Source organism: Mesorhizobium sp. CNPSo 4670 (genome assembly GCF_057784235.1).
Map to the genome: position 1 here is coordinate 154760 of NZ_JBWJFQ010000002.1, position 19551 is coordinate 174310.

General features: G+C 62.3%; 18 protein-coding genes. 6 read left to right on the plus strand and 12 right to left on the minus strand.

Features of this window, described 5'->3' with window-relative positions; all coding sequences use genetic code 11:
- Positions 1-54: 54 nt before the first annotated feature.
- Complete coding sequence (locus AC0ZT5_RS04195; protein ID WP_488495398.1) at positions 55-1203, plus strand: GGDEF domain-containing protein; 1149 nt, start codon at positions 55-57, stop codon at positions 1201-1203.
- 80 nt (positions 1204-1283) lie between these two features.
- Here the strand turns inward: AC0ZT5_RS04195 and AC0ZT5_RS04200 are convergent, their stop codons facing one another.
- From AC0ZT5_RS04200 to urtA, 6 genes are all read right to left on the minus strand, one after another.
- Positions 1284-1460 (minus strand): hypothetical protein, encoded by a 177-nt coding sequence (locus AC0ZT5_RS04200; RefSeq protein ID WP_184874033.1) that lies wholly within the window; start codon positions 1458-1460, stop codon positions 1284-1286.
- A gap of 378 nt (positions 1461-1838) precedes the next feature.
- Positions 1839-2534, minus strand: coding sequence for an urea ABC transporter ATP-binding subunit UrtE (gene urtE / locus AC0ZT5_RS04205; RefSeq protein WP_477288868.1), 696 nt, complete (start codon positions 2532-2534; stop codon positions 1839-1841).
- Positions 2535-2603: 69 nt separating this feature from the next.
- Positions 2604-3350 carry an urea ABC transporter ATP-binding protein UrtD gene (gene urtD / locus AC0ZT5_RS04210; protein WP_488495399.1) on the minus strand — a complete coding sequence of 249 codons (747 nt, stop codon included), beginning with the start codon at positions 3348-3350 and terminating at the stop codon, positions 2604-2606.
- Positions 3351-3356: 6 nt separating this feature from the next.
- Positions 3357-4589 (minus strand): urea ABC transporter permease subunit UrtC, encoded by a 1233-nt coding sequence (gene urtC, locus AC0ZT5_RS04215; protein ID WP_488495400.1) that lies wholly within the window; start codon positions 4587-4589, stop codon positions 3357-3359.
- Positions 4586-6202, minus strand: coding sequence for an urea ABC transporter permease subunit UrtB (gene urtB / locus AC0ZT5_RS04220; protein ID WP_488495401.1), 1617 nt, complete (start codon positions 6200-6202; stop codon positions 4586-4588). Before urtB ends, urtC begins: the two co-directional genes overlap by 4 nt.
- Before the next feature lie 117 nt (positions 6203-6319).
- The gene (urtA, locus tag AC0ZT5_RS04225) at positions 6320-7630 is read right to left on the minus strand and encodes an urea ABC transporter substrate-binding protein (RefSeq protein WP_269905487.1); all 1311 of its coding nucleotides are present in this window, start codon (positions 7628-7630) and stop codon (positions 6320-6322) included.
- Positions 7631-7943: 313 nt separating this feature from the next.
- Between urtA and AC0ZT5_RS04230 the strand changes: the two genes are divergently transcribed.
- Together AC0ZT5_RS04230 and AC0ZT5_RS04235 are read left to right on the plus strand one after the other, a co-directional pair.
- Positions 7944-8351: a hypothetical protein gene (locus tag AC0ZT5_RS04230; RefSeq protein WP_488495402.1), complete on the plus strand. Its 408-nt coding sequence runs from the start codon at positions 7944-7946 to the stop codon at positions 8349-8351.
- 120 nt (positions 8352-8471) lie between these two features.
- Positions 8472-10385 carry a PhoX family protein gene (locus tag AC0ZT5_RS04235; protein ID WP_488495403.1) on the plus strand — a complete coding sequence of 638 codons (1914 nt, stop codon included), beginning with the start codon at positions 8472-8474 and terminating at the stop codon, positions 10383-10385.
- A gap of 108 nt (positions 10386-10493) precedes the next feature.
- Here the strand turns inward: AC0ZT5_RS04235 and AC0ZT5_RS04240 are convergent, their stop codons facing one another.
- The 3 genes from AC0ZT5_RS04240 to AC0ZT5_RS04250 form a co-directional block, all read right to left on the minus strand.
- Entirely contained in the window at positions 10494-12065 is a 1572-nt protein-coding gene (locus AC0ZT5_RS04240; RefSeq protein ID WP_488495404.1) for a GMC family oxidoreductase, read from the minus strand.
- Positions 12066-12110: 45 nt separating this feature from the next.
- Entirely contained in the window at positions 12111-12641 is a 531-nt protein-coding gene (locus tag AC0ZT5_RS04245) for a gluconate 2-dehydrogenase subunit 3 family protein (RefSeq protein ID WP_488495405.1), read from the minus strand.
- A gap of 169 nt (positions 12642-12810) precedes the next feature.
- Positions 12811-13206 (minus strand): VOC family protein, encoded by a 396-nt coding sequence (locus AC0ZT5_RS04250; protein WP_488495406.1) that lies wholly within the window; start codon positions 13204-13206, stop codon positions 12811-12813.
- Positions 13207-13436: 230 nt separating this feature from the next.
- On the opposite strand from AC0ZT5_RS04250, the gene AC0ZT5_RS04255 reads away from it, so the two are divergent.
- On the plus strand, positions 13437-13742 hold the full coding sequence (locus AC0ZT5_RS04255; protein WP_457150773.1) for a ribbon-helix-helix domain-containing protein: 306 nt from the start codon (positions 13437-13439) through the stop codon (positions 13740-13742).
- Here AC0ZT5_RS04255 and AC0ZT5_RS04260 read toward each other — a convergent pair.
- Together AC0ZT5_RS04260 and cckA are read right to left on the minus strand one after the other, a co-directional pair.
- Positions 13739-14449, minus strand: coding sequence for a purine-nucleoside phosphorylase (locus AC0ZT5_RS04260; protein WP_488495407.1), 711 nt, complete (start codon positions 14447-14449; stop codon positions 13739-13741). The genes AC0ZT5_RS04255 and AC0ZT5_RS04260 overlap by 4 nt on opposite strands.
- Positions 14450-14535: 86 nt before the next feature.
- The gene (gene cckA / locus AC0ZT5_RS04265; protein WP_488495408.1) at positions 14536-17109 is read right to left on the minus strand and encodes a cell cycle histidine kinase CckA; all 2574 of its coding nucleotides are present in this window, start codon (positions 17107-17109) and stop codon (positions 14536-14538) included.
- 222 nt (positions 17110-17331) lie between these two features.
- Between cckA and AC0ZT5_RS04270 the strand changes: the two genes are divergently transcribed.
- The gene (locus tag AC0ZT5_RS04270; protein ID WP_488495409.1) at positions 17332-18093 is read left to right on the plus strand and encodes a hypothetical protein; all 762 of its coding nucleotides are present in this window, start codon (positions 17332-17334) and stop codon (positions 18091-18093) included.
- A gap of 136 nt (positions 18094-18229) precedes the next feature.
- On the opposite strand, the gene dksA is transcribed toward AC0ZT5_RS04270, so the two are convergent.
- The gene (dksA, locus tag AC0ZT5_RS04275; protein WP_095085082.1) at positions 18230-18646 is read right to left on the minus strand and encodes an RNA polymerase-binding protein DksA; all 417 of its coding nucleotides are present in this window, start codon (positions 18644-18646) and stop codon (positions 18230-18232) included.
- A gap of 340 nt (positions 18647-18986) precedes the next feature.
- Here dksA and AC0ZT5_RS04280 point away from each other — a divergent pair, with 340 nt between their 5' ends.
- Positions 18987-19490 (plus strand): SixA phosphatase family protein, encoded by a 504-nt coding sequence (locus tag AC0ZT5_RS04280; protein WP_477288892.1) that lies wholly within the window; start codon positions 18987-18989, stop codon positions 19488-19490.
- Positions 19491-19551 lie beyond the last annotated feature (61 nt).

A 19551-nucleotide genomic window follows, 5' to 3' on the forward strand; every position in this document is an offset into this window, starting at 1 on the left:
TCCAGCCTGGCCAAGCCGCAGAGCTGGGATCGCCGCCGGCAAGGAACGAGGGGCATGTCGCTCGACTACACTTCACTTCTGCTGGCTGTTGGTTTTTCCGCCACCTGTCTGGGCCTGACACTGTTTGGCATGTGGCTGACTGCCCGCTCGGAGAAATTCCTGCTGACATGGGCGGTCAGCCTGCTGTTGGTGGTCGCCGACATTTTTGCCTATGACGCCTATATCGACATGCCCGGGCGCCTGCTCGGCATTGCGACCCTTGCCCTCCTCCTGCTTGGTTTTTCAGCCATGCTGGGCGCGGCCTACCAGTTCAGAACCGGCGGCTCGCCGATCCCGCGAACGGTGTTTGGCAGCATTTCGCTGGCCGTTGCGCTGCCTGCCATGGCTCTCGGCTATGACGGTCTCGGCTTCATGTTCGAGAACCTGTTCGCCGCCTTGCTTCTGTTCGCAACGGCGTTCGAATACTGGAAGGGTCGCAATGAAGCCCCTGCCCTGACAATCGGCATCACCGCACTCTATTCGGCCACGGCCGCGTCCTTCGCTCTCTGCGCCATGGTTCTCGCCTGGGACGGAAAGCTGATCCTTGGGCATGCACCAAGCAATTGGGCCGAGGAGTTGAGCCTCATCATCGTCATCGCCAGCATGACCGGCATTGGCGCGCTGTCACTGGCGCTCAATCAGGGGCGTCTGGCCAGGCATCACCGCCACAACGCCCTGACCGACCCGCTGACGGGCCTGCTCAACCGGCGCGCACTGTTCGACCTGCATGGCAATGCCCCGGTTGGCGCCTTCACCGCTGTGGTTGTGTTCGACCTCGACGGCTTCAAGGCCATCAACGACGAATTCGGCCACGCCGCGGGCGACCAGGTGCTGAGGGTGTTTGCCAGGGAACTCGCCGGCAATCTTCGCCCGACCGACGTTGCCGCGCGCATGGGCGGCGAGGAATTCGCGCTGGTGCTGAAGCGGACCTTGCCCGAAACGGTGGAGGCCACCGCCGAGGCCATACGGGCTGCCTTCGCCGCGTGTCGCATCGAGACCGAGACGGGGTCCCTGGCATGCACGGTCAGTGCCGGATTTGCTTTCGGCACCAAGGAGGGCCTCAGCTTCGACAAGGTGCTCAGCGCCGCCGACAACGCGCTCTACGCCGCCAAGCGCGGCGGCCGCAACCGCGTCACGGCCTCGCCAATTCGGCGCGTGGGTTAACTGCGATCCTGATATGTCGACCGTATTGTCGGGACAGTCTTGCCTGTTTTTCGGCAAGACTATCGTGAGTGAAGGCAGCCCTATGCCGCCATGACGATTTCGTTGAAAGCATCGAGGTCGACATAGAAGACCTTGGTGATTTCCTCGATCAGCTCGTCGCGATCGTACCCCTGGGACCTCAATATGTTGATGGCTGTCATGATGTCGACGCGCTCGGTTAGCCGCCGCTTCTGGTAGTCCTCGACGTAACGTTCCATGGCTGTCCCTTAGCCTGTGTGCCCAAACGCGTTGAACGACAATCAGATCGCAGGAGGGAAGCTAGGAATGCATGCTTGCGTGGAACTTGCCCGGCCTTCGCCGCGCCCCTCGATCTGCGATAAAGCCAGACTGATACGGAAAACGGCCGACTCACAAAAGCCAAGAAAAGACTAGCACGCAGCCGCTGCTACGCCAGAGACACGGATGTCTGGATCGACGAAATATTGGACTTGCGAAAGACTTCGGACCGTCACCTGAAGTCCAATGCTGATTCTAGTGCATGTCGCCCAAAAGTGCGCAGCGGTTTTGGGACAACGACATGGACAAAACCACAGATCTAAAGCGCGTCGTTTGAATCCGTCTGGATGCGACGCGCTTTAGACGGTCAGGAATTTGCGGACATCCGCCCTGTCGAGATCTTCCGCCGGGCCGGTGTGGACGATCAGGCCGCGGTCCATGATGTTGACCTCGTCTGCGAGCTCGCGGCAGAAATCGAGATATTGTTCGACCAAAAGCACGGCAATGCCCGCCTGGTCACGCAGATAGCGGATGGCGCGGCCGATATCCTTGATGATCGACGGCTGGATGCCTTCCGTCGGTTCGTCGAGCACCAGCAGCTTCGGCCGCATCACCAGCGCCCTGCCGATGGCGAGCTGCTGCTGCTGGCCACCGGAAAGGTCGCCGCCACGGCGACCGAGCATCTGCTTCAGCACCGGGAACAGCTCGAAGACATGGGCGGGCACGTTGCGGTCGGCACGCTTCAGCGGCGCGAAGCCCGATTCCAGGTTTTCCCGCACCGTGAGCAGCGGAAAGATCTCCCTGCCCTGCGGTACGAATGCGATGCCCGACCGGGCGCGGTCATACGCCGCGCTCCGGTCGAGCGCCTTCCCCTCGAAGGCAACGCTTCCGCTCGTCAGCCGATGGTGGCCGACGATCGATCTCATCAAACTGGTCTTGCCGACGCCGTTGCGGCCGAGCACGCAGGTGATCTTGCCGGCACCTGCCTTCAGCGACACGCCACGCAGCGCCTGAGCGGCGCCGTAGTGGAGCGTGGCGTCAGAAACTTCGAGCATGTCAGCGCCTTCTCCAGAACCGCAGGAAGGACAGATCGAAGCGATGGAATTGAACCCGCCAGACCATGCTCATCTCCCCAGATAGACTTCGACGACGCGCTCGTCGGCAGACACGAAATCGAGCGTGCCCTCGGACAGCACCGAGCCTTCGTGCAGGCAGGTGACCTTGACGCCCAGCTCGCGCACGAAATGCATGTCATGCTCGACGACGATGACCGAATGGTCGCGCGCGATCTCCTTGAGCAGCCGCGCGGTTTCCTCGGTCTCTGCATCGGTCATGCCGGCGACCGGCTCGTCGACCAGCAGCAGCTTCGGGTCCTGAGCGAGCAGCATGCCGATCTCCAGCCACTGCTTTTGTCCATGGCTCAAATTTGCCGCCAGCTGGTCGCGTTTGTCGCCGAGCCGGATGATGCCGAGAATGTCGTCGATCTGCCGCGCTTCGACGGTCGAGCGGCGATGGAACAGCGCTGGGAAGATCGAGCGCGGCCCCTTCAGCGCCAACATCAGATTCTCCTTGATCGTGTGGTTTTCGAAGACCGTCGGCTTCTGGAATTTGCGGCCGATGCCCATCATGGCGATCTCGGCTTCATCATGCCTGGTCAGGTCGATCTGGCCATCGAAAAACACCTCGCCTTCGTCGGGCCGCGTCTTGCCGGTGACGATGTCCATCATCGTCGTCTTGCCGGCCCCGTTAGGGCCGATGATGGCGCGCATCTCACCTTTGTCGAGCACCAGCGACAAATTGTTGATCGCGCGAAAGCCGTCAAAGGACACCGAGACGCCGTCGAGATAGAGGATCGTGTGCGACTTGCTCATGATCGCTCACTCCGCCGGCTGCGGTTCGGGACTGGTCGACGACCAGTCGCCCGGCTTTGTCGCCGCGCTGCGAACGATCTTCTGCGGTGGCGGGGCGACGGGGTCGCTGCCGGCCTCCTCCGCCAGAGATGCTGCCCGCAGCGCCTTGGCGTTGCCGCGCCAGGAATCCCACATGCCGACGATGCCTTTGGGCAGCAAAAGTGTGACGGCGACGAACAGGCCGCCGAGCGCAAACAGCCAGAATTCCGGCAGCACGCCGGTGAACCAGGATTTGCCGGCATTGACCAGCAACGCGCCGATGATCGGCCCGACGATGGTGCCGCGCCCGCCGACGGCAGCCCAGACCACCACTTCGATCGAATTGGACGGTTCGAACTCGCCGGGATTGATGATGCCGACCTGCGGCACATAGAGGGCGCCGGCGATGCCGGCCATGACCGCCGACACTGTGAAGGCGAACAGCTTCACATTCTCCGCCCGCCAGCCGAGGAAGCGCGTGCGGCTCTCGGCGTCGCGTACCGCCATCAGGAGCTTGCCGTATTTGGAACCGACGATTGCCCAGGTGACGAAGACGGCGAGCGCCAGCATCACCGCGCTGGCGGCGAACAGCGCCGAACGCGTCGCGTCGGCCTGCACGTTAAAGCCGAGAATATCCTTGAAATCAGTCAGGCCGTTGTTGCCGCCGAAACCCATGTCGTTGCGGAAGAAGGCGAGCAGCAGCGCGTAGGTCATCGCCTGGGTGATGATGGAGAGGTAGACTCCTGTGACACGGCTGCGGAAGGCGAACCAGCCGAAGACGAAAGCGAGCAGGCCGGGCACCGCCAGCACCATGAGGCCGGCGAACCAGAAATGGTCGAAACCAGTCCAGAACCAGGGCAATTCCTTGTAGTTGAGGAACACCATGAAGTCCGGCAGGATGGGATTGCCATAGACGCCCCGCGCGCCAATCTGGCGCATCAGGTACATGCCCATCGCATAGCCGCCGAGCGCGAAGAAGGCGCCGTGGCCGAGCGAGAGAATGCCGCAATAGCCCCAGACAAGGTCGAGCGCCAAAGCGAGCAGCGCATAGCAGAGATATTTGCCGGTGAGCGCGACGATATAGGACGGCACGTAGAAGGCGCTGGTCGGCGACACCGCCAGGTTAAGCAGCGGCACGATGACGGCCACCGCCAAGAGGATGAGAATCGTGATGGCGATGCGGCGGTCCGCCCCCGCGGCGAAGAAGCGTCCGGTGATCATGCTTCCACCGCCCTGCCCTTGAGCGCGAACAGGCCGCGCGGGCGCTTCTGGATGAACAGGATGATCAGCACCAGGACGACGATCTTGCCGAGCACGGCGCCGGCATAGGGCTCGAGGAACTTGTTGACGATGCCGAGCGAGAACGCACCGACCAGCGTGCCCCACAGATTGCCGACGCCGCCGAAGACCACGACCATGAAACTGTCGATGATGTAGCCACGGCCGAGATTGGGCGAGACATTGTCGATCTGGCTGAGCGCGACACCAGCAATGCCGGCAATGCCGGAACCGAGCGCAAAGGTCAGCGCGTCGACCCATGGCGTCTTGATGCCCATCGAGGCGGCCATGCGCCTGTTGGCTGTGACGGCGCGCATCTGCAGGCCCCAGGGCGTGCGCCTCATCACATAGAGCAGCACGGCAAAGACGGTGAGCGCGAAAACCAGGATCCAGAGGCGGTTCCAGGTGATCGCGAGCTGGCCGACATTGAACGAGCCCGACATCCAGGAGGGATTGCCGACTTCCTGGTTGGTCGGCCCAAAAATGCTGCGCACGGCCTGCTGCAGGATCAGCGAGACGCCCCATGTCGCCAGCAGTGTCTCCAGCGGCCGCCCGTAGAGAAAGCGGATGACGCCGCGTTCGATGGCCAAGCCGACAAGCGCCGCGACGAGGAAGGCGAGCGGTAGCGCGATGACCAGCGACCAGTCGAACAGGCCGGGAAAGGATGTGCGGATCACCTGCTGGACGACGAAGGTCGTGTAGGCGCCAAGCATGACCATCTCGCCATGTGCCATGTTGATGACGCCCATGACGCCGAAGGTGATGGCAAGCCCGATTGCCGCCAGCAGCAGCACCGAGCCCAGCGATATCCCGTACCAGATGTTCTGGCCAGCATCCCAGAATGCCAGCGTAGAATTGATATCGGCGATTGCGGCCGTCGCCGCCTCCTGGACCGCACCCGAGGCGTTCGCCTCGACCGAGGTGAGCAGCGAAACCGCATCGCGGTCGCTCCGTGCGCCGATCAGCGCGATTGCAGCGAGCTTGTCGGCATCCGTCCGGTCGGAAACCAAGACAGAGGCGGCACGGGCCTGTTCGAGCAGGGCCTTGACGCTCGCCACGGCCTCGCTGGCGATCGCGGTGTCGAGCGGCCCGATGTTTGCGGCATCGGGTGTCTTGAACATGGTGTCGGCAGCGGCGATGCGCACGGCCGGATCCTTGGCACCGAGCGTCAGCGTGCCCAGCGCATCGCGGATGACGCGTCGCAGCGTGTTGTTGACCTTGATCTTGGTGATGTCGTCCTTGGCGGCATCCGCCGACTTCTCGCCGCTCAGCGGATCGAACAGCTCAACGCTGTCGCCCGCCTCCTTGCCGACGAAGACCAGCGAATCCGCCTTGCGGATATAGAGATTGCCGTCGGCGAGTGCCGCAAGCGGCCGTTCGACAGCCGGATCACTTGTAGCCGCAAGGTCGTGGACGACAGCACCTGTTTCCGAAAAGCCCTTGGCCGTCGCGAATTTGGCGATGATGCCACGCAAATCGGCTTCGCCAGCACCCGACGACGACAGCGTCGCCAGCAGGAACAAAAGCGTCAGGCCAATCGCGCGCAACAGGTTCATCGGCTTCAGGCAACCCTTGAAGGTTTGAATTGGGCGTCCGGACGGCGGAGGAAACCGTCCGGACGCTGCGGTCTGAGGTCATGGACCTGCGGCCCAGACCTGGTCAGCCCGGGAGGATCAGTTTGTGCCCTTGCCGCCGCATTTGCCGGTGGCGACATTGAAGTTGCCGCAGGACAGAGGCGCTCGCCAATCGGAGATGAGGTCCTTGGAGTCAGGCAGGTAGTCGGACCATTCGTCGCCCATCACAAGGCCCGGCGTGCGCGAAACCGTCTCGAACTGGCCATCGGCCTGGATTTCGCCGATCAGCACCGGCTTGGTGATGTGGTGGTTCGGCATCATCGTCGAATAGCCGCCGGTCAGGTTGGGCACGGAAACGCCGATCATGGCGTCGATGACCTTGTCCGGATCGGTGGTGCCGGCCTTCTCGACCGCCTTCACCCACATGTTGAAGCCGATGTAATGGGCTTCCATCGGATCGTTGGTGGTGCGCTTGTCGTTCTTGATGAACTTGTGCCAGTCGGCGATGAACTTCTTGTTCTCAGGCGTATCGACGCTTTCAAAGTAGTTCCAGGCGGCGAGATGGCCAACCAACGGCGCCGTGTCGAGACCGGCAAGCTCTTCCTCACCGACCGAGAAGGCCATGACCGGAATATCCTCGGCCTTGATGCCCTGGTTGCCGAGTTCCTTGTAGAACGGCACATTGGCGTCGCCGTTGACGGTCGAGACGACGGCGGTCTTCTTGCCGGCCGAACCAAACTTCTTGATTGCTGAAACTTCGGTCTGCCAGTCGGAGAAGCCGAACGGCGTGTAGTTGACCATGATGTCTTCCGCCGCGACGCCCTTGGCCTTCAGATAGGCCTCGAGGATCTTGTTGGTGGTGCGCGGATAAACGTAATCGGTACCTTCGAGCACCCAGCGCTTCACCGAACCGCCGTCCTCGCTCATCAGATAGTCGACGGCCGGAATGGCCTGCTGGTTCGGCGCCGCACCCGTGTAGAACACGTTGCGCTCGCTTTCCTCGCCCTCATACTGGACGGGATAGAACAGGATGTTGTCGAGTTCGCTGAACACCGGCAGCACCGATTTGCGCGACACCGAGGTCCAGCAGCCGAACACCGCGGCGACCTTGTCCTTGGAGATCAGCTCGCGCGCCTTTTCGGCGAACAGCGGCCAGTTGGAGGCCGGATCGACGACCACGGCCTCGAGCTTCTTGCCAAGCAGGCCACCCTTGGCGTTCTGCTCGTCGATGAGCATCAGCATGGCGTCCTTCAGCGTCGTCTCCGAGATTGCCATGGTCCCCGACAGCGAATGGAGAATGCCGACCTTGATCGTGTCGTCGGCCGCCCTGGCGGGCACGGACATCAACAGGCCGGCAGCAACGACGCTCGCCGAAAACATTTTTGTTATTGTCGAGAAATTACCCCTCATGCCTAACACTCCCAGGCTGGTTGATTGCACCGCAACAATGCAATGCAACCCCCATGCCAATCGCCGGGGAGATGCCGAACAATAGACAATAGATCAATATTATCAGATGTTTGGTATATTAGCTTTATGAAAACAAAGAGGATCCGTTAAAAATTGATTGAGAGAAATTTGCGCAGCGCACAAGGACTTTGCCTAATTTTCGCCCAAATTGGCAAACTGCCTAGTTTTTGAACTTCGCCGGCGGATCGCAAGTGACACAGGTTGCGGCTCGGCGCAGAAATAGGGCAAGCTCGCACCTCAAACGAGCGACGTCATGGTATCCGGCATTTCACGCATTTTTATCGGCATATTGGTTCTGGCGGCAGCGACCGGCACTGCCCGAGCCGACTTCAGCGACGGCAAGATGCCCGACGGCACCTACCACTGTGAAGTGTACCTGCTTGGAATGTTCCTCAACCTCGGCGATATCACCATCAAGGGCAACGTCTACAGCGGCCCGGTCACCTTCGGGACCGCCCAGCAGGGCTACAATTACCAGATGGATGCAAACGGTGTGATCTCGTGGCTTGGACCACTGGGTGGCTATACCGCTGGCGGCAACTCGCTGTCGCTGACCCAGGCCACGCTCGACGGCCAGAGTGCGCCCTCCTTCGACATCATCATGAAGCAGCCCGACGGCGCCTTCACCGCCTCGACGTGCACCAAAGGAAGCGGCCCGTAAATATTCCTTGGCAATAGCAGCCGCCTCGGCGGGCCTGCCTGTCTCTCATGTCATCTGGATGTTGCCGAAACTGGATAGGCAGCGGTGCGCCGTCACCATCCACCTTGAGAGGCACACACAATGGCCAACTCCCGGTCTTCATCCTCCCCTGTCATTCGCGACGTCATAGCCGAGCGCGTCTCGCGCCGCACTCTCCTGAAGGGCAGCCTCGCATCGGGTGCCTTGATCGCCGGCGGCAGCTTCGTCGGTTCCTTGTTTGCCGGCGAAACACATGCCGCGGCGGCGCTTTCCACACTTGGCTTTCCCGAGTTGAAGCGCGTCTACGACAAGACGCACGCCGCCGCCGAGGGCTATGAAACCACGATCGTGGCACGCTGGGGCGACCCGCTCGTCGCGGGTCTGCCGGATTTCGACGGCAACAAGGTCGCCGCCGACGCGCAGGAAAAGCGCTTTGGTTACAACTGTGACTACATCGCCTTCCTGCCGCTGCCGAAAGGCACGGTCAATTCCGACCACGGCCTGCTCTGCGTCAACAACGAATACATCTCGCCCAACGTCATGTTTCCCGGCATGACCGAGGATGACGCCGGCAAGACGATGACCAAGGAACAGGTCGATCTCGGCATGGCGGCCATGGGTCACTCGATCGTCGAAGTGCTGTTGAAGGACGGCAAGTGGTCGCTGGTTGAGGACAGCCCGCTCAACCGCCGCATCACCGTCAACACCGAAATGACCGTCTCCGGCCCGGTTGCCGGCCACGCCTTGATGCAGACCTCGGCCGATGCCACAGGCACGAAAGTGCTCGGCACCAGCTACAATTGCAGCGGCGGCTTCACTCCGTGGGGCACCGTGCTGACCTGCGAGGAGGGTGTTTCCGACCTGTTCGGCGGCGATCCGAAGAAGGCGCCGACCGCGGACATCCTCGATCGTTATGGCTTCGACGGTTCCGACATCTACGGCCGTAGCCGCTTCCACGACCGCTTCAACATCGACAAGGAGCCGAACGAGGCCAACCGTTTCGACTGGGTGGTCGAGATCGATCCCTATGATCCCCAGTCCAAGCCAGTGAAGCGCACGGCACTTGGCCGCATGTCGCATGAGGCGTCGACGGTCGTCCTCAACAAGGACGGCCGCGTCGTCGTCTACATGGGCGACGACGATTATTTCGAATACATGTACCGCTTCGTCTCGAGCAAGGCTTACGACCCGGCCAAACCGGCGTCCGGCAACGACCTGCTGGACGATGGCGTGCTTTCGGTCGCGCGCTACGACGCCGACGGCTCCATGACCTGGCTGCCGCTGGTTCACGGTCAGGGCAAGCTTACGGCTGAAAACGGCTTTGCCGATCAGGCCGAAGTGCTGCTGAAAACAAGACTGGCGGCGGACGCGCTGGGTGCCACGCCAATGGACCGCCCCGAGGACATCGAGACCAATCCGGTGACAGGCCGCGTCTATGCGGTGATGACCAAGAACAAGAAGCGCGACCAGTCGAAGATCAATCCGGCCAACACGCGTCCGGAAAACCTCTGGGGTCACATCGTCGAACTGATCCCGCCAGGCGGCCGCGGCGTGGACGCCGACCATACCGCCGACAAATATGCCTGGGATCTGTTCGTGCTGTGCGGCAACCCGAAGGACGCCGCGGTCGGCGCCACCTTCCACCCGGACACATCGGACAATGGCTGGTTCGTCTGCCCCGACAACATCACCTTCGATCCGGCCGGCCGGCTCTGGGTGGCGACCGACGGTGCCAATGATTTCGACCTGCCGGACGGCGTCTACGGCGTCGACACCGAAGGCCCGGCGCGTGGCCTGCCGAAGCTGCTGTTCACGTGCCCGCATGGCGCCGAAGCAACCGGCCCCTGCTTCACCCCCGACGGCACGACCTTGTTCCTGTCGGTCCAGCACCCGGCCGAGGACGCCGAGACGCTCGACAAGGTGCAGACACTGTGGCCCGACTTCAAGGACGGCCAGTTGCCGCGCCCATCCGTGGTCGCCATCCGCCGCAAGGACGGGCAGCCGGTCGGCGCCTAGTCAGTCTGGTCCCACAAAAAGGCGGAACGCGCGTTACGCGTTCCGCATGCTGCCCGGGAGGACACTGAAGTTGGCACCGCCCCGGTTATGGGGCGATGTCTTGCCGGCTCAGATCGTCTTGGCCGACATCTGCGCGGCGATGTAATCGGCCTGGCGGATCGCCAGCGACACGATCGTCAAGGTCGGGTTTTCGGCGGCGCCCGTCGTGAACTGACTGCCGTCCGACACGAACAGGTTCTTGATGTCGTGCGTCTGGCCATGCTGGTTGACGACGCCATCGTCCGCCTTCTCGCTCATCCGGTTGGTGCCGAGATTGTGGGTCGACGGATAGGGCGGCGTCGGGAAGGTGCGCGTGGCGCCGACCGCGGCGTAAAGCGCCGAGGCCTGCTTGTAGGCATGGTTGCGCATCGCGGTGTCGTTCGGGTGATCGTCGAAATGCACGTCGGCGATCGGCATGCCGTGCTCGTCCTTCATGTCGGCATGCAGCGTGATGCGGTTCTCCCCGCGCGGCATGTCCTCGCCGACGATCCACAGCCCGGCCATGTGGTCGTAGTGGTCGAGCGCCGTGGTGAACGAGCGGCCCCAGGCCCCTGGATCGAGGAAGGCCGCCATGAAAGGTAGGCCGAGCGACAGCGTTTCGAACTCGTAGCCGCCGACGAAGCCGCGTGACGGATCATGGCGCGCTTCGTCGCGGATGATGCCAGCCATGGTGGTGCCGCGATACATGTGCACCGGTTTGTCGAAGATGGCATAGACCGAGCCCGTGGTGTGGCGCATGTAGTTCTTGCCCACCTGCCCGGATGAGTTGGCAAGGCCGTCGGGGAATTTGCCCGACGACGAATTGAGCAGCAGCCGGGGGCTTTCGATTGAGTTGCCGGCGACGGCGACGATACGGGCTTTCTGCTCCTGCAGCTTGCCGTCCTTGTCGGCGTAGACGACGCCGGTCACTTTGCCCGAGGCGTCATGGTTGATCTTGATCGCCATGGCGTTCGGCCTGACTTCGAGATGACCTGTTGCTTCGCCCTTGGGGATCTCGGTGTAGAGCGTCGACCATTTGGCGCCCCATTTGCAGCCCTGGAAGCAGAAGCCGGTCTGCTGGCAGGACAAACGGTCGTCGCGCTCGACCGAATTGATCGCCATGTTGCCGGTGTGGCATTCCTTGTAGCCGAGCTTGTCGGCGCCGGCCTTCAACACCTTGAAATTGTTGTTGCCCGGCAATCTCGGCCAGTCATTGGTGCCGGTGACGCCCATCTTGGCTTCGGCCTTGGCATAGTAGGGCTCCATCTCGGCCAGAGTGATGGGCCAGTCGAGCAGGGTAGCGCCCTGCACTTTGCCGTAGGTCGACAGCGCCTTGAACTCGTGCTCCTGGAAACGCAGCGACGCTCCGGCCCAATGGGTCGTCGAACCGCCGACCGACTTGACGATCCAGGCCGGCAGGTTCGGAAAATCCTTGGCCACGCGCCAGTCGCCGGAGGTGGTGCGCTTGTCCTTCCAGGCGAGTTGGGTGAACGAATCCCACTCGTCGTTGACAAAATCCTCATATTCGTGGCGCGCGCCGGCCTCCAGGATGACGACGTCGACACCCTTCTGGGCAAGTTCGTTGCCGAGCGTACCGCCGCCGGCGCCCGAGCCGATGATGACGACCACGCCGTCGTTGTTCAGGTCAAATGCTGTTGCCACGGTTTCCTCCCATGATTTCTGTTTGCGGGTTCAAAACGACGGGGCTCAGAGCCACTCGATGTCGTTGAAACCGCGCGCGATGTAGCCGCCCTTGGAAAAGGACTCGCCCTCGTAGCCGAAGATCGGCCAGACCTCTTTCTGGTTGTAGAGGCTGACGACGAGGCCGCCACGGATGGCCTGGAAGAACGGCGTCGCCTCGATCTGCTTCAGCACCGCGACGCGCTGCTCCTCCCAGCCAAGGCCACGGTAGCCTCCGTCCCCAGACTTCTTGTCGAGGTCGGCGATACCGTCTTCGATCATCGTCTTGTAGGCGGCATCCTTGCCGGCCTGGTCGTCATGGCCTTTCACGGCGATGGCGTAATATTTGTCGGGAATCTGATCATGCGGATAGATGTCGCGCGCCATCTGGATCAGCGTCGCCATGGTTTCGGGCTTGAGCGCCGATGTCTCGAGCCCCCAGGCATGTTCGGGGCTGATGACCGCGCTGCCGGAAATGACGAGCAACGCACCGATACCACCGCGTTTGAGAAGCTCACGACGTGAAAGTCCAGGCTTCCCGTCATAGATCGTGACCATAATATTCCTCCCTGCTTGCTATTTGCGCCCCTTGAAGCGCATCACAATTGACGTGCTTCAAGACGTTGTTTGTGCATCTCGTTGTCCCAAAACCGCTGCGCACTTTTGGGTGAAATGCTTGAGAGCGCCGTTGCTGGCGCGGCACGCGCCGGTGCGGCCGCATTGTCTCCTATTGGAAGCGACCTCCTCGTTGCAGAACCTCGATCTTGTAGCCGTCCGGATCCTCGATGAAGAAGAAGCGGGCGATCGGCGAACCGTCATGGTTGAACTCGACGATCTTCTTCGGGTTGAGGCCGAGCGCGCCGAGCCGGTCATGTTCGCTGTCGAGGTCGGCGATCGAAACGGCGAGGTGGCCGTAACCATCGCCGAGCCCGTAAGGCTCGACCCTGCCCTTGTTCACGGTCAGTTCGAGCTCGAACCCGGTTTCGGCGTTGCTGAGGTAAATGAGTGTGAACGTCTCGAAGTCCAACCTGTCGGCGACATCGAGCCCGAAGGCATTCCTGTAGAAATCGACGGATCGGGCCTCGTCGAGAACCCGGATCATGGAATGAATTGCTTTGGCCAAATCAGTCTCCGCCCTTGTGTGGAGCCAATTATGGGCAGAGCGGGGAAAAGGTGGTGGCAGCCGGTTACCACGCCCAAAACCGTGAACTGGCGACGCGCTTTAGGGGACAGGGACGAAAGTCCGATTGCCGTTCCGGCAAATATGCCCGAGAATGCGGATGGGGACAGGTCGAACAGTATCAGACCGTACGCCTGCCCGCCCAAGACCAACAAGCATGGGAGGTTTGTCGGATGTGTAGGGTATTTGCGGGCCAGGACCCCGAAGGCTATCGCCAGATCAATCGGTCGATTCGCATTGACGGCCACTCGACCAGCATCCAGCTTGAGGCGACATTTTGGGCGTTGCTCGATGAAATCGCCGAAAACCAGGGCCTGACGACGCCGAAGTTCATCTCCAAGCTCTACGACGAAGCCATCGAGATCAATGGCGCCATTCCAAACTTTGCCTCCATGCTGCGCACCACCTGCGCGCTCTATTTGCGCGGGCATCGGCCAGGCATGGATGAGCAGGCAATGCCGAAGCGGCAAGCCGCCTAGCTGTCGACCGCGATTTCGAGCGCCAGCCGGCTCATATCGGTGAACAGCTCCTGGCGCTCTCGGTAGTCGGTCAGTTCATCGGTCTCTATGTTGTCGACCACCGTGCACATCGACAGCGCCCGGGCTCCGAAATGCCCGGCGATGCGATAGAGCGCGCTGGTTTCCATATCCACGGCTAGAGCTCCGGCTGCCTGCGCCTCGGCAAAGCGGCTGCGTCCTTCAGGATGATAGAAGATGTCGCTGCAAACCGTCAGGCCGGCACAATGGTCGATGCCAAGTTCGGCTGCCTTGGCCAGCGCACTTGCGAGGAGCGCCGGATCCGGACCGGCGACAGCCTTGTAGAGGCCGAAGACCTGACCGCTTTGAGCGCTTTCCGCCCGCGCCGATTGCGAGATGACAAGGCTGCGCAGCTTGGCCTTGGCGGTCAGGCTGCCGCAGGTGCCCGTGCGGATCAACGTCCGGGCGCCATAATAGTCAAGCAATTCATGCACATAAATCAGAAACGACGAGACGCCGATGCCTGTCGCCTGAATGCTGATGGGTTTGCCACGAAACCGTCCGGTAAAACCAAGGGCGCCACGTCGGCGATTGATGCAGCGCGGCGCTTCCAGAAAAGTTTGCGCCATCCATTCGGCGCGCTGCGGGTCACCCGGCAACAACACCGTGTCGGCGTAGGCACCCTTGTCTGCTTCGTTGTGTGGCGTCACCCGCTTCTCCCCCAAGCCCGCCTGCCGTTTCACCCCGCAATCATGGCGTTGTCACGGCGTCGTGCAAGGGAGAACATCAGGAAATTCTAAGACTCCAGCACATCCTTGACGATCGTCGCCAGTTGCTTGAGCGAAAACGGCTTTGGCAGGAAGCCGAAATGCGCATCTGCCGGCAGGTTTCTGGCGAATGCGTCCTCGGCATAGCCGGACACGAAGACGAATTTGATGTCCGGCTGGCGCTTGCGCAATTCACCGAGCAGCGTCGGCCCATCCATTTCAGGCATCACCACGTCGGAGACGACGATGTCGACCTTGCCGCCCAGCGCCTCGAACACTTCCAGCGCCTCGACACCCGAGGATGCCTCGTGCACGGTATAGCCGCGCGACACCAGCGCCCGCATGCCGCCCATGCGCACGGCGTCCTCGTCCTCGACGAGCAGCACCGTAGCCGAGCCGGAGAGATCCTTGGCCGCATCGGCCACTTTCGCCGGTGCTGCCGGCAGATCGTCGGGCTGGCCAGCTTTCTTCGCTTCGGCGATATGACGCGGCAGGAAGATGCGGAAAGTCGAGCCCTTGCCGACCTCGGAATCGCAGAAGATGAAGCCGCCGGTCTGCTTGATGATGCCGTAGACCATCGACAGGCCAAGCCCGGTGCCCTTGCCGACCTCCTTGGTGGTGAAGAAGGGCTCGAAAATCTTCTTCAGCACGTCGGGCGCGATGCCGCTGCCGGTATCCTCGACCTCGACCACGACATAGTCGGCCGGGGTGAGCTCACGATAGGAGAAGGCCTTGCATTCGTCTGCGGTCACATTGCGCGTGCGCACGGTGAGATCGCCGCCGGCCGGCATGGCGTCGCGCGCGTTGACCGCAAGGTTGACCACCACCTGTTCGAACTGCCCGATATCGACCTTGACCGGCCACAGGTCGCGGCCATGGTCGACCTTCAGCTTGATGTCGTTGCCGACAAGGCGGGCCAGCAGCATCCTGAGATCTGCGAGCACGTCGGTCAGGTTGAGCACTTCCGGCCGCAGCGTCTGCTTGCGCGAGAAGGCCAGCAATTGCCGTACCAGCGAGGCCGCCCGGTTGGCATTCTGCTTGATGTTCATGATGTCGGGGAAAGACGGGTCCGACGGGCGGTGGTTGGTCAACAAAAGGTCGGACGCCATGATGATGGCGGTCAGCACATTGTTGAAGTCGTGCGCGATGCCGCCGGCAAGCTGGCCTACCGCCTGCATCTTCTGGCTTTGCGCCATCTGCCCTTCGAGCGCCTTTTGCTCCGTCGTCTCGACGGCGTAGACGATCGCCGACTCCTCGGCACCTTCGCCGCCGGTGCCGTCGGCGACCGCGTTGACGTAGAAACGGATGTGCCGGTCGTCGTTGCCGGGCAGCAAGGTATCGATCGGCTCGATGTCGGCCTGCCGCTGTTGCGCCTTCTCGAAAGCCGCGGCGAAGGCCGGCCGGTCGCGCTCGTGGATCACCGTGTCGAGCCGCACGCGGCGATCGACGGCGTCCCGGTCGACGACGGACGAAAAAAGCGACAGGAACGGCGCATTGGTGCGCAGGATGCGCCCGCTGTGGTCGACGCCGGCAATCGCCATCGGTGTCGAGTTGAAGAAGCGGGTGAAGCGCACTTCCGAAGCACGCAAGTCGGCAGAGGCGTCCTCGCCCTGCGTGCGGTTGAGCACGATCGTGCGCGTCGGCCCGTTGAGGCCTTCGCGGCTGGCCGAAACGCGGTGCATGAAGCGCACCGGCAGCGCCTCGCCCGCCATCGTCGTCAGGTCGAGATCGATGACCGCGTTGCGTGTCGTTCCGGGGTCGGCCTTGACCGAGCGGACCAGCGCCATGCCGTCACCGGCCACGATCTCCGGCAGGGTGACGGAGCCGGGCGTGAAACTGGTAAGGTCGATGCCTAGCCATTCGGCAAGCGTGGCGTTGATGTAGGTGACGCGGCCGTCCTGGTCGGCAGAAAAGAAGCCGGCCGGCGCATGGTCGAGGTGATCGATCGCCTTCTGCAGGTCGAGAAAGAAACGCTCTTGCTCGGCCCGCTCCTGCGAGATGTCGGCAAGCTGCCAGGCCAGCATCGGCAGCCGCTGGCCCGGAACGCGGAAGGCGCGGGCACGCGCCCGGTACCAGCGGGCGCCGGGCTCGGCGCCGGGCCGAATGGACTGCGCCAGACGAAACTCGCCGTCGCCCGACTGGCCGTCGCGCAGGCCGGACGCCAGCCGATAGATCGTCACCGAGGCTTCGGGGACATCCGAAAGCAACCCCTCGACCGTCTTCAGGTCGGCCGCTGACGTCGCGCCGGTCATGTCGGCATAGGCCCGATTGGCGTAGACGACGCGGCCCTTGGTGTCGGTGACGAGAAGGCCCTGCGACATCGAATCAACGAATGCCTTCGACAGTTCGTCACCGGTCGAGCGTGGCGTGATCTGCACGAAGCCGATCGCCGTGGCGAACAGGAAGCCGACGCCGATCATCGCCAGCACACCGAGCATGCCGAGCAGGAAAGGGTCGCCCAGGCGCTCGCGGAAAAGGCCGAAGACAATAGCGGCCCCGGTCAGAACGACGATGAAAATGATGAGCCGGGTAACCGCGCCCGGTCGCGTATTCTGGTCGACGATCGGTACCGGATAGAAATCGCCGCGCGCTTCCTTGGCCATGTGCCCCCTGCTCGTGAATTCCGGTGTTCCGACACCCGCCCCTAGCGGGTTGAATCATATTCTCCTAGTCCGGAAAAGGCCTGGGCGGCAAATGTCGGATAAAAATGATATCTTCCGGCCTTCGGAGTTTTCAAGCTGTTCATCAAGCGCGAAACGCATTGCGGTAGCCCGCCGCAACGGTCTAGTGTCGCGTCACCTTCCAAGGGCAATCAGGGAAAACCAATGCAATGGCTGGATAGCGTGGCGGGCCCCGGTTATGCCGCAGCACTGTTGTGGACGTTTGCAGCGCTTGTCCTGTTGGTCATCGTTCTCGTCATCATCAAGCTCGTGCGCAACCTGACGTTCGGAACCTTCGTTGCCGGCGGCAGGAACCGCAAGACGCGGCTGGCCGTCATGGACGCCACCGCCGTCGACAGCCATCGCCGGCTGGTGCTGATACGCCGCGATGATATCGAACATCTGCTGCTGATCGGCGGTCCAACCGATGTTGTGGTCGAACGGGACATCAGGCTTTCGGCACCACGCCGCCCGGCGCTGACCGGAGATGGCGGCTTGCAGCCGGTCCCGGCCGCCGCTGCCCCCGCGGCGAAACCGCGTGCACCTCAACCCGCGCCTCCGCCGCCGGCCAGGCAGGCACCTGCTCCGCAGCCGGTGAACGCGGCGCCGCCCGCACGCCCGCGCCAGGCAACGCCGGCGCCAACACCGGTGCCGGCACCAGCACCGCTACCAAAGCCGCAAAGTTACCAGCCGACCAATGTCACACCGCTGCCCGCCTATGGATCCGCGAACGCCAATGCCGTCAGGCAGGCGCCACCGCCGCCGAAGCAGGACAGCATCGACGATAAGCTGATGAAGGAACTCGAAGTATCGCTCGACCAGCCGCGTACGAGCGGCCCGGTGAGCAGCCCGGCGGCGAAGGCACCGCAGTCGCTCGACGACGAAATGACCAAGCTTCTGGGCGAACTCTCCAGCCAGAAGAGATGATCAGATGCTGATCTGCCCAGCGGGCTGGGAAATGAACCGGTCAAGGTTGTGGGCAACAAAAAATGGCCGGCAAACCGGCCATTTTGATTATCAACATCGCTGCAGATCGCTTTGAGCACGGCCCATCGGCGCCGCTTCAGTCGTCGCGATAGACCTTTTCGCGGCGCTCGTGCCGCTCCTGCGCTTCGATTGACAACGTCGCGATCGGACGCGCATCGAGCCGCTTAAGCGCGATCGGCTCGCCGGTCTCCTCGCAATAGCCGTAAGTGCCTTCGTCGATGCGCTGCAGGGCGGAATCGATCTTTGCGATGAGCTTGCGCTGGCGGTCGCGAGCCCTGAGCTCGATAGCGCGGTCGGTTTCCGAAGAAGCGCGGTCGGCGAGATCGGGGTGGTTGGCGTTTTCCTGTTGCAGGATTTCGAGAGTTTCGCGCGCTTCGCGCAATATGTCATTCTTCCAGGTGACGAGCTTTTGGCGGAAGTAGGATTTCTGCCGTTCGTTCATGAACGGCTCGTCTTCGGAGGGTATGTAATCGGCGGTAACGATGTCGTTCATTCGACTCACCCAAACTGCCCCTATTTTGGCGCCTATATATTCGCGGTCCGACGCCTGCACAAGCGCAATCGGCCGCTGTCTCACGCAATTGTTAATGTTCGGTGGCGGGCGCCTTTGCAGCAGCGAATGGTCGTTTTGATTCCAAACTACGCTTCGACACTTTGGATCCCGTGCAACATGCTTTTCGAAGACCGGCATGATCTTCGCGCCGAAGCACAAGCGCCTTTTGCGGCACCGCACATCGATGATTCGCTGTGTTTGAAGAACACGGGGCATTGTGCGCAACGGCTTTCTCGTGGCTAATCCAGGATGTTCGGCATTCGGCGTCAGCGGAGGTTGGGTGGGCACGCTTTATCTGTTGCGACATGCCAAGGCCGGCTGGGCACTGCCCGGCATGCGCGATTTCGACCGCCCGCTCGACGCATCCGGCCGCGCCGATGCCGAAATGATGGGCGCCGCCATGCGGTCCCGCTGCTATGTTCCGGACCTGACCATCTGCTCCAACGCCAAACGCGCCAAGGAAACGCTGGAAGGCCTGGCCGGTCAGACCGATACCGGCCGGGTCCTGTTCTTCGACACGCTCTACAGCGAAGACGCCGCCGGTTACCTCCGCCTCATCCGCGACAATGGCGGATCGGGTTCGTTGCTGGTCATCGGCCACAACCCGATGACGGAGGATCTCGCCATGGCGGTTTCGGGCGACGGCGACGAGACGGCGCGGGCCACACTCAACCACGGGTTCCCGACCACCGGTCTGGCGGTCGTCCGCTTTGACGGCGATCTGGCAAAAGCCGCCCAGGGCACCGGCCATCTCGAAGCGTTCCTGACGCCGGCGGATCTCTGAAGCCATTTCAAAGCCGGGATCTACAGCCTATATCGGGCGGACCGAAGCCCGAGAGATCACA

Bases quoted from the DNA above. Each gene is read 5' to 3' on its own strand.
- urtC (WP_488495400.1), bottom strand. From the start codon at position 4,589: ATGATCACCGGACGCTTCTTCGCCGCGGGGGCGGACCGCCGCATCGCC.
- AC0ZT5_RS04230 (WP_488495402.1), top strand. From the start codon at position 7,944: ATGGTATCCGGCATTTCACGCATTTTTATCGGCATATTGGTTCTGGCG.
- AC0ZT5_RS04195 (WP_488495398.1), top strand. From the start codon at position 55: ATGTCGCTCGACTACACTTCACTTCTGCTGGCTGTTGGTTTTTCCGCC.
- dksA (WP_095085082.1), bottom strand. From the start codon at position 18,646: ATGAACGACATCGTTACCGCCGATTACATACCCTCCGAAGACGAGCCG.
- urtA (WP_269905487.1), bottom strand. From the start codon at position 7,630: ATGAGGGGTAATTTCTCGACAATAACAAAAATGTTTTCGGCGAGCGTC.
- urtE (WP_477288868.1), bottom strand. From the start codon at position 2,534: ATGCTCGAAGTTTCTGACGCCACGCTCCACTACGGCGCCGCTCAGGCG.
- AC0ZT5_RS04235 (WP_488495403.1), top strand. From the start codon at position 8,472: ATGGCCAACTCCCGGTCTTCATCCTCCCCTGTCATTCGCGACGTCATA.
- AC0ZT5_RS04255 (WP_457150773.1), top strand. From the start codon at position 13,437: ATGTGTAGGGTATTTGCGGGCCAGGACCCCGAAGGCTATCGCCAGATC.
- AC0ZT5_RS04200 (WP_184874033.1), bottom strand. From the start codon at position 1,460: ATGGAACGTTACGTCGAGGACTACCAGAAGCGGCGGCTAACCGAGCGC.
- AC0ZT5_RS04270 (WP_488495409.1), top strand. From the start codon at position 17,332: ATGCAATGGCTGGATAGCGTGGCGGGCCCCGGTTATGCCGCAGCACTG.
- cckA (WP_488495408.1), bottom strand. From the start codon at position 17,109: ATGGCCAAGGAAGCGCGCGGCGATTTCTATCCGGTACCGATCGTCGAC.
- urtB (WP_488495401.1), bottom strand. From the start codon at position 6,202: ATGAACCTGTTGCGCGCGATTGGCCTGACGCTTTTGTTCCTGCTGGCG.
- AC0ZT5_RS04245 (WP_488495405.1), bottom strand. From the start codon at position 12,641: ATGGTCACGATCTATGACGGGAAGCCTGGACTTTCACGTCGTGAGCTT.
- urtD (WP_488495399.1), bottom strand. From the start codon at position 3,350: ATGAGCAAGTCGCACACGATCCTCTATCTCGACGGCGTCTCGGTGTCC.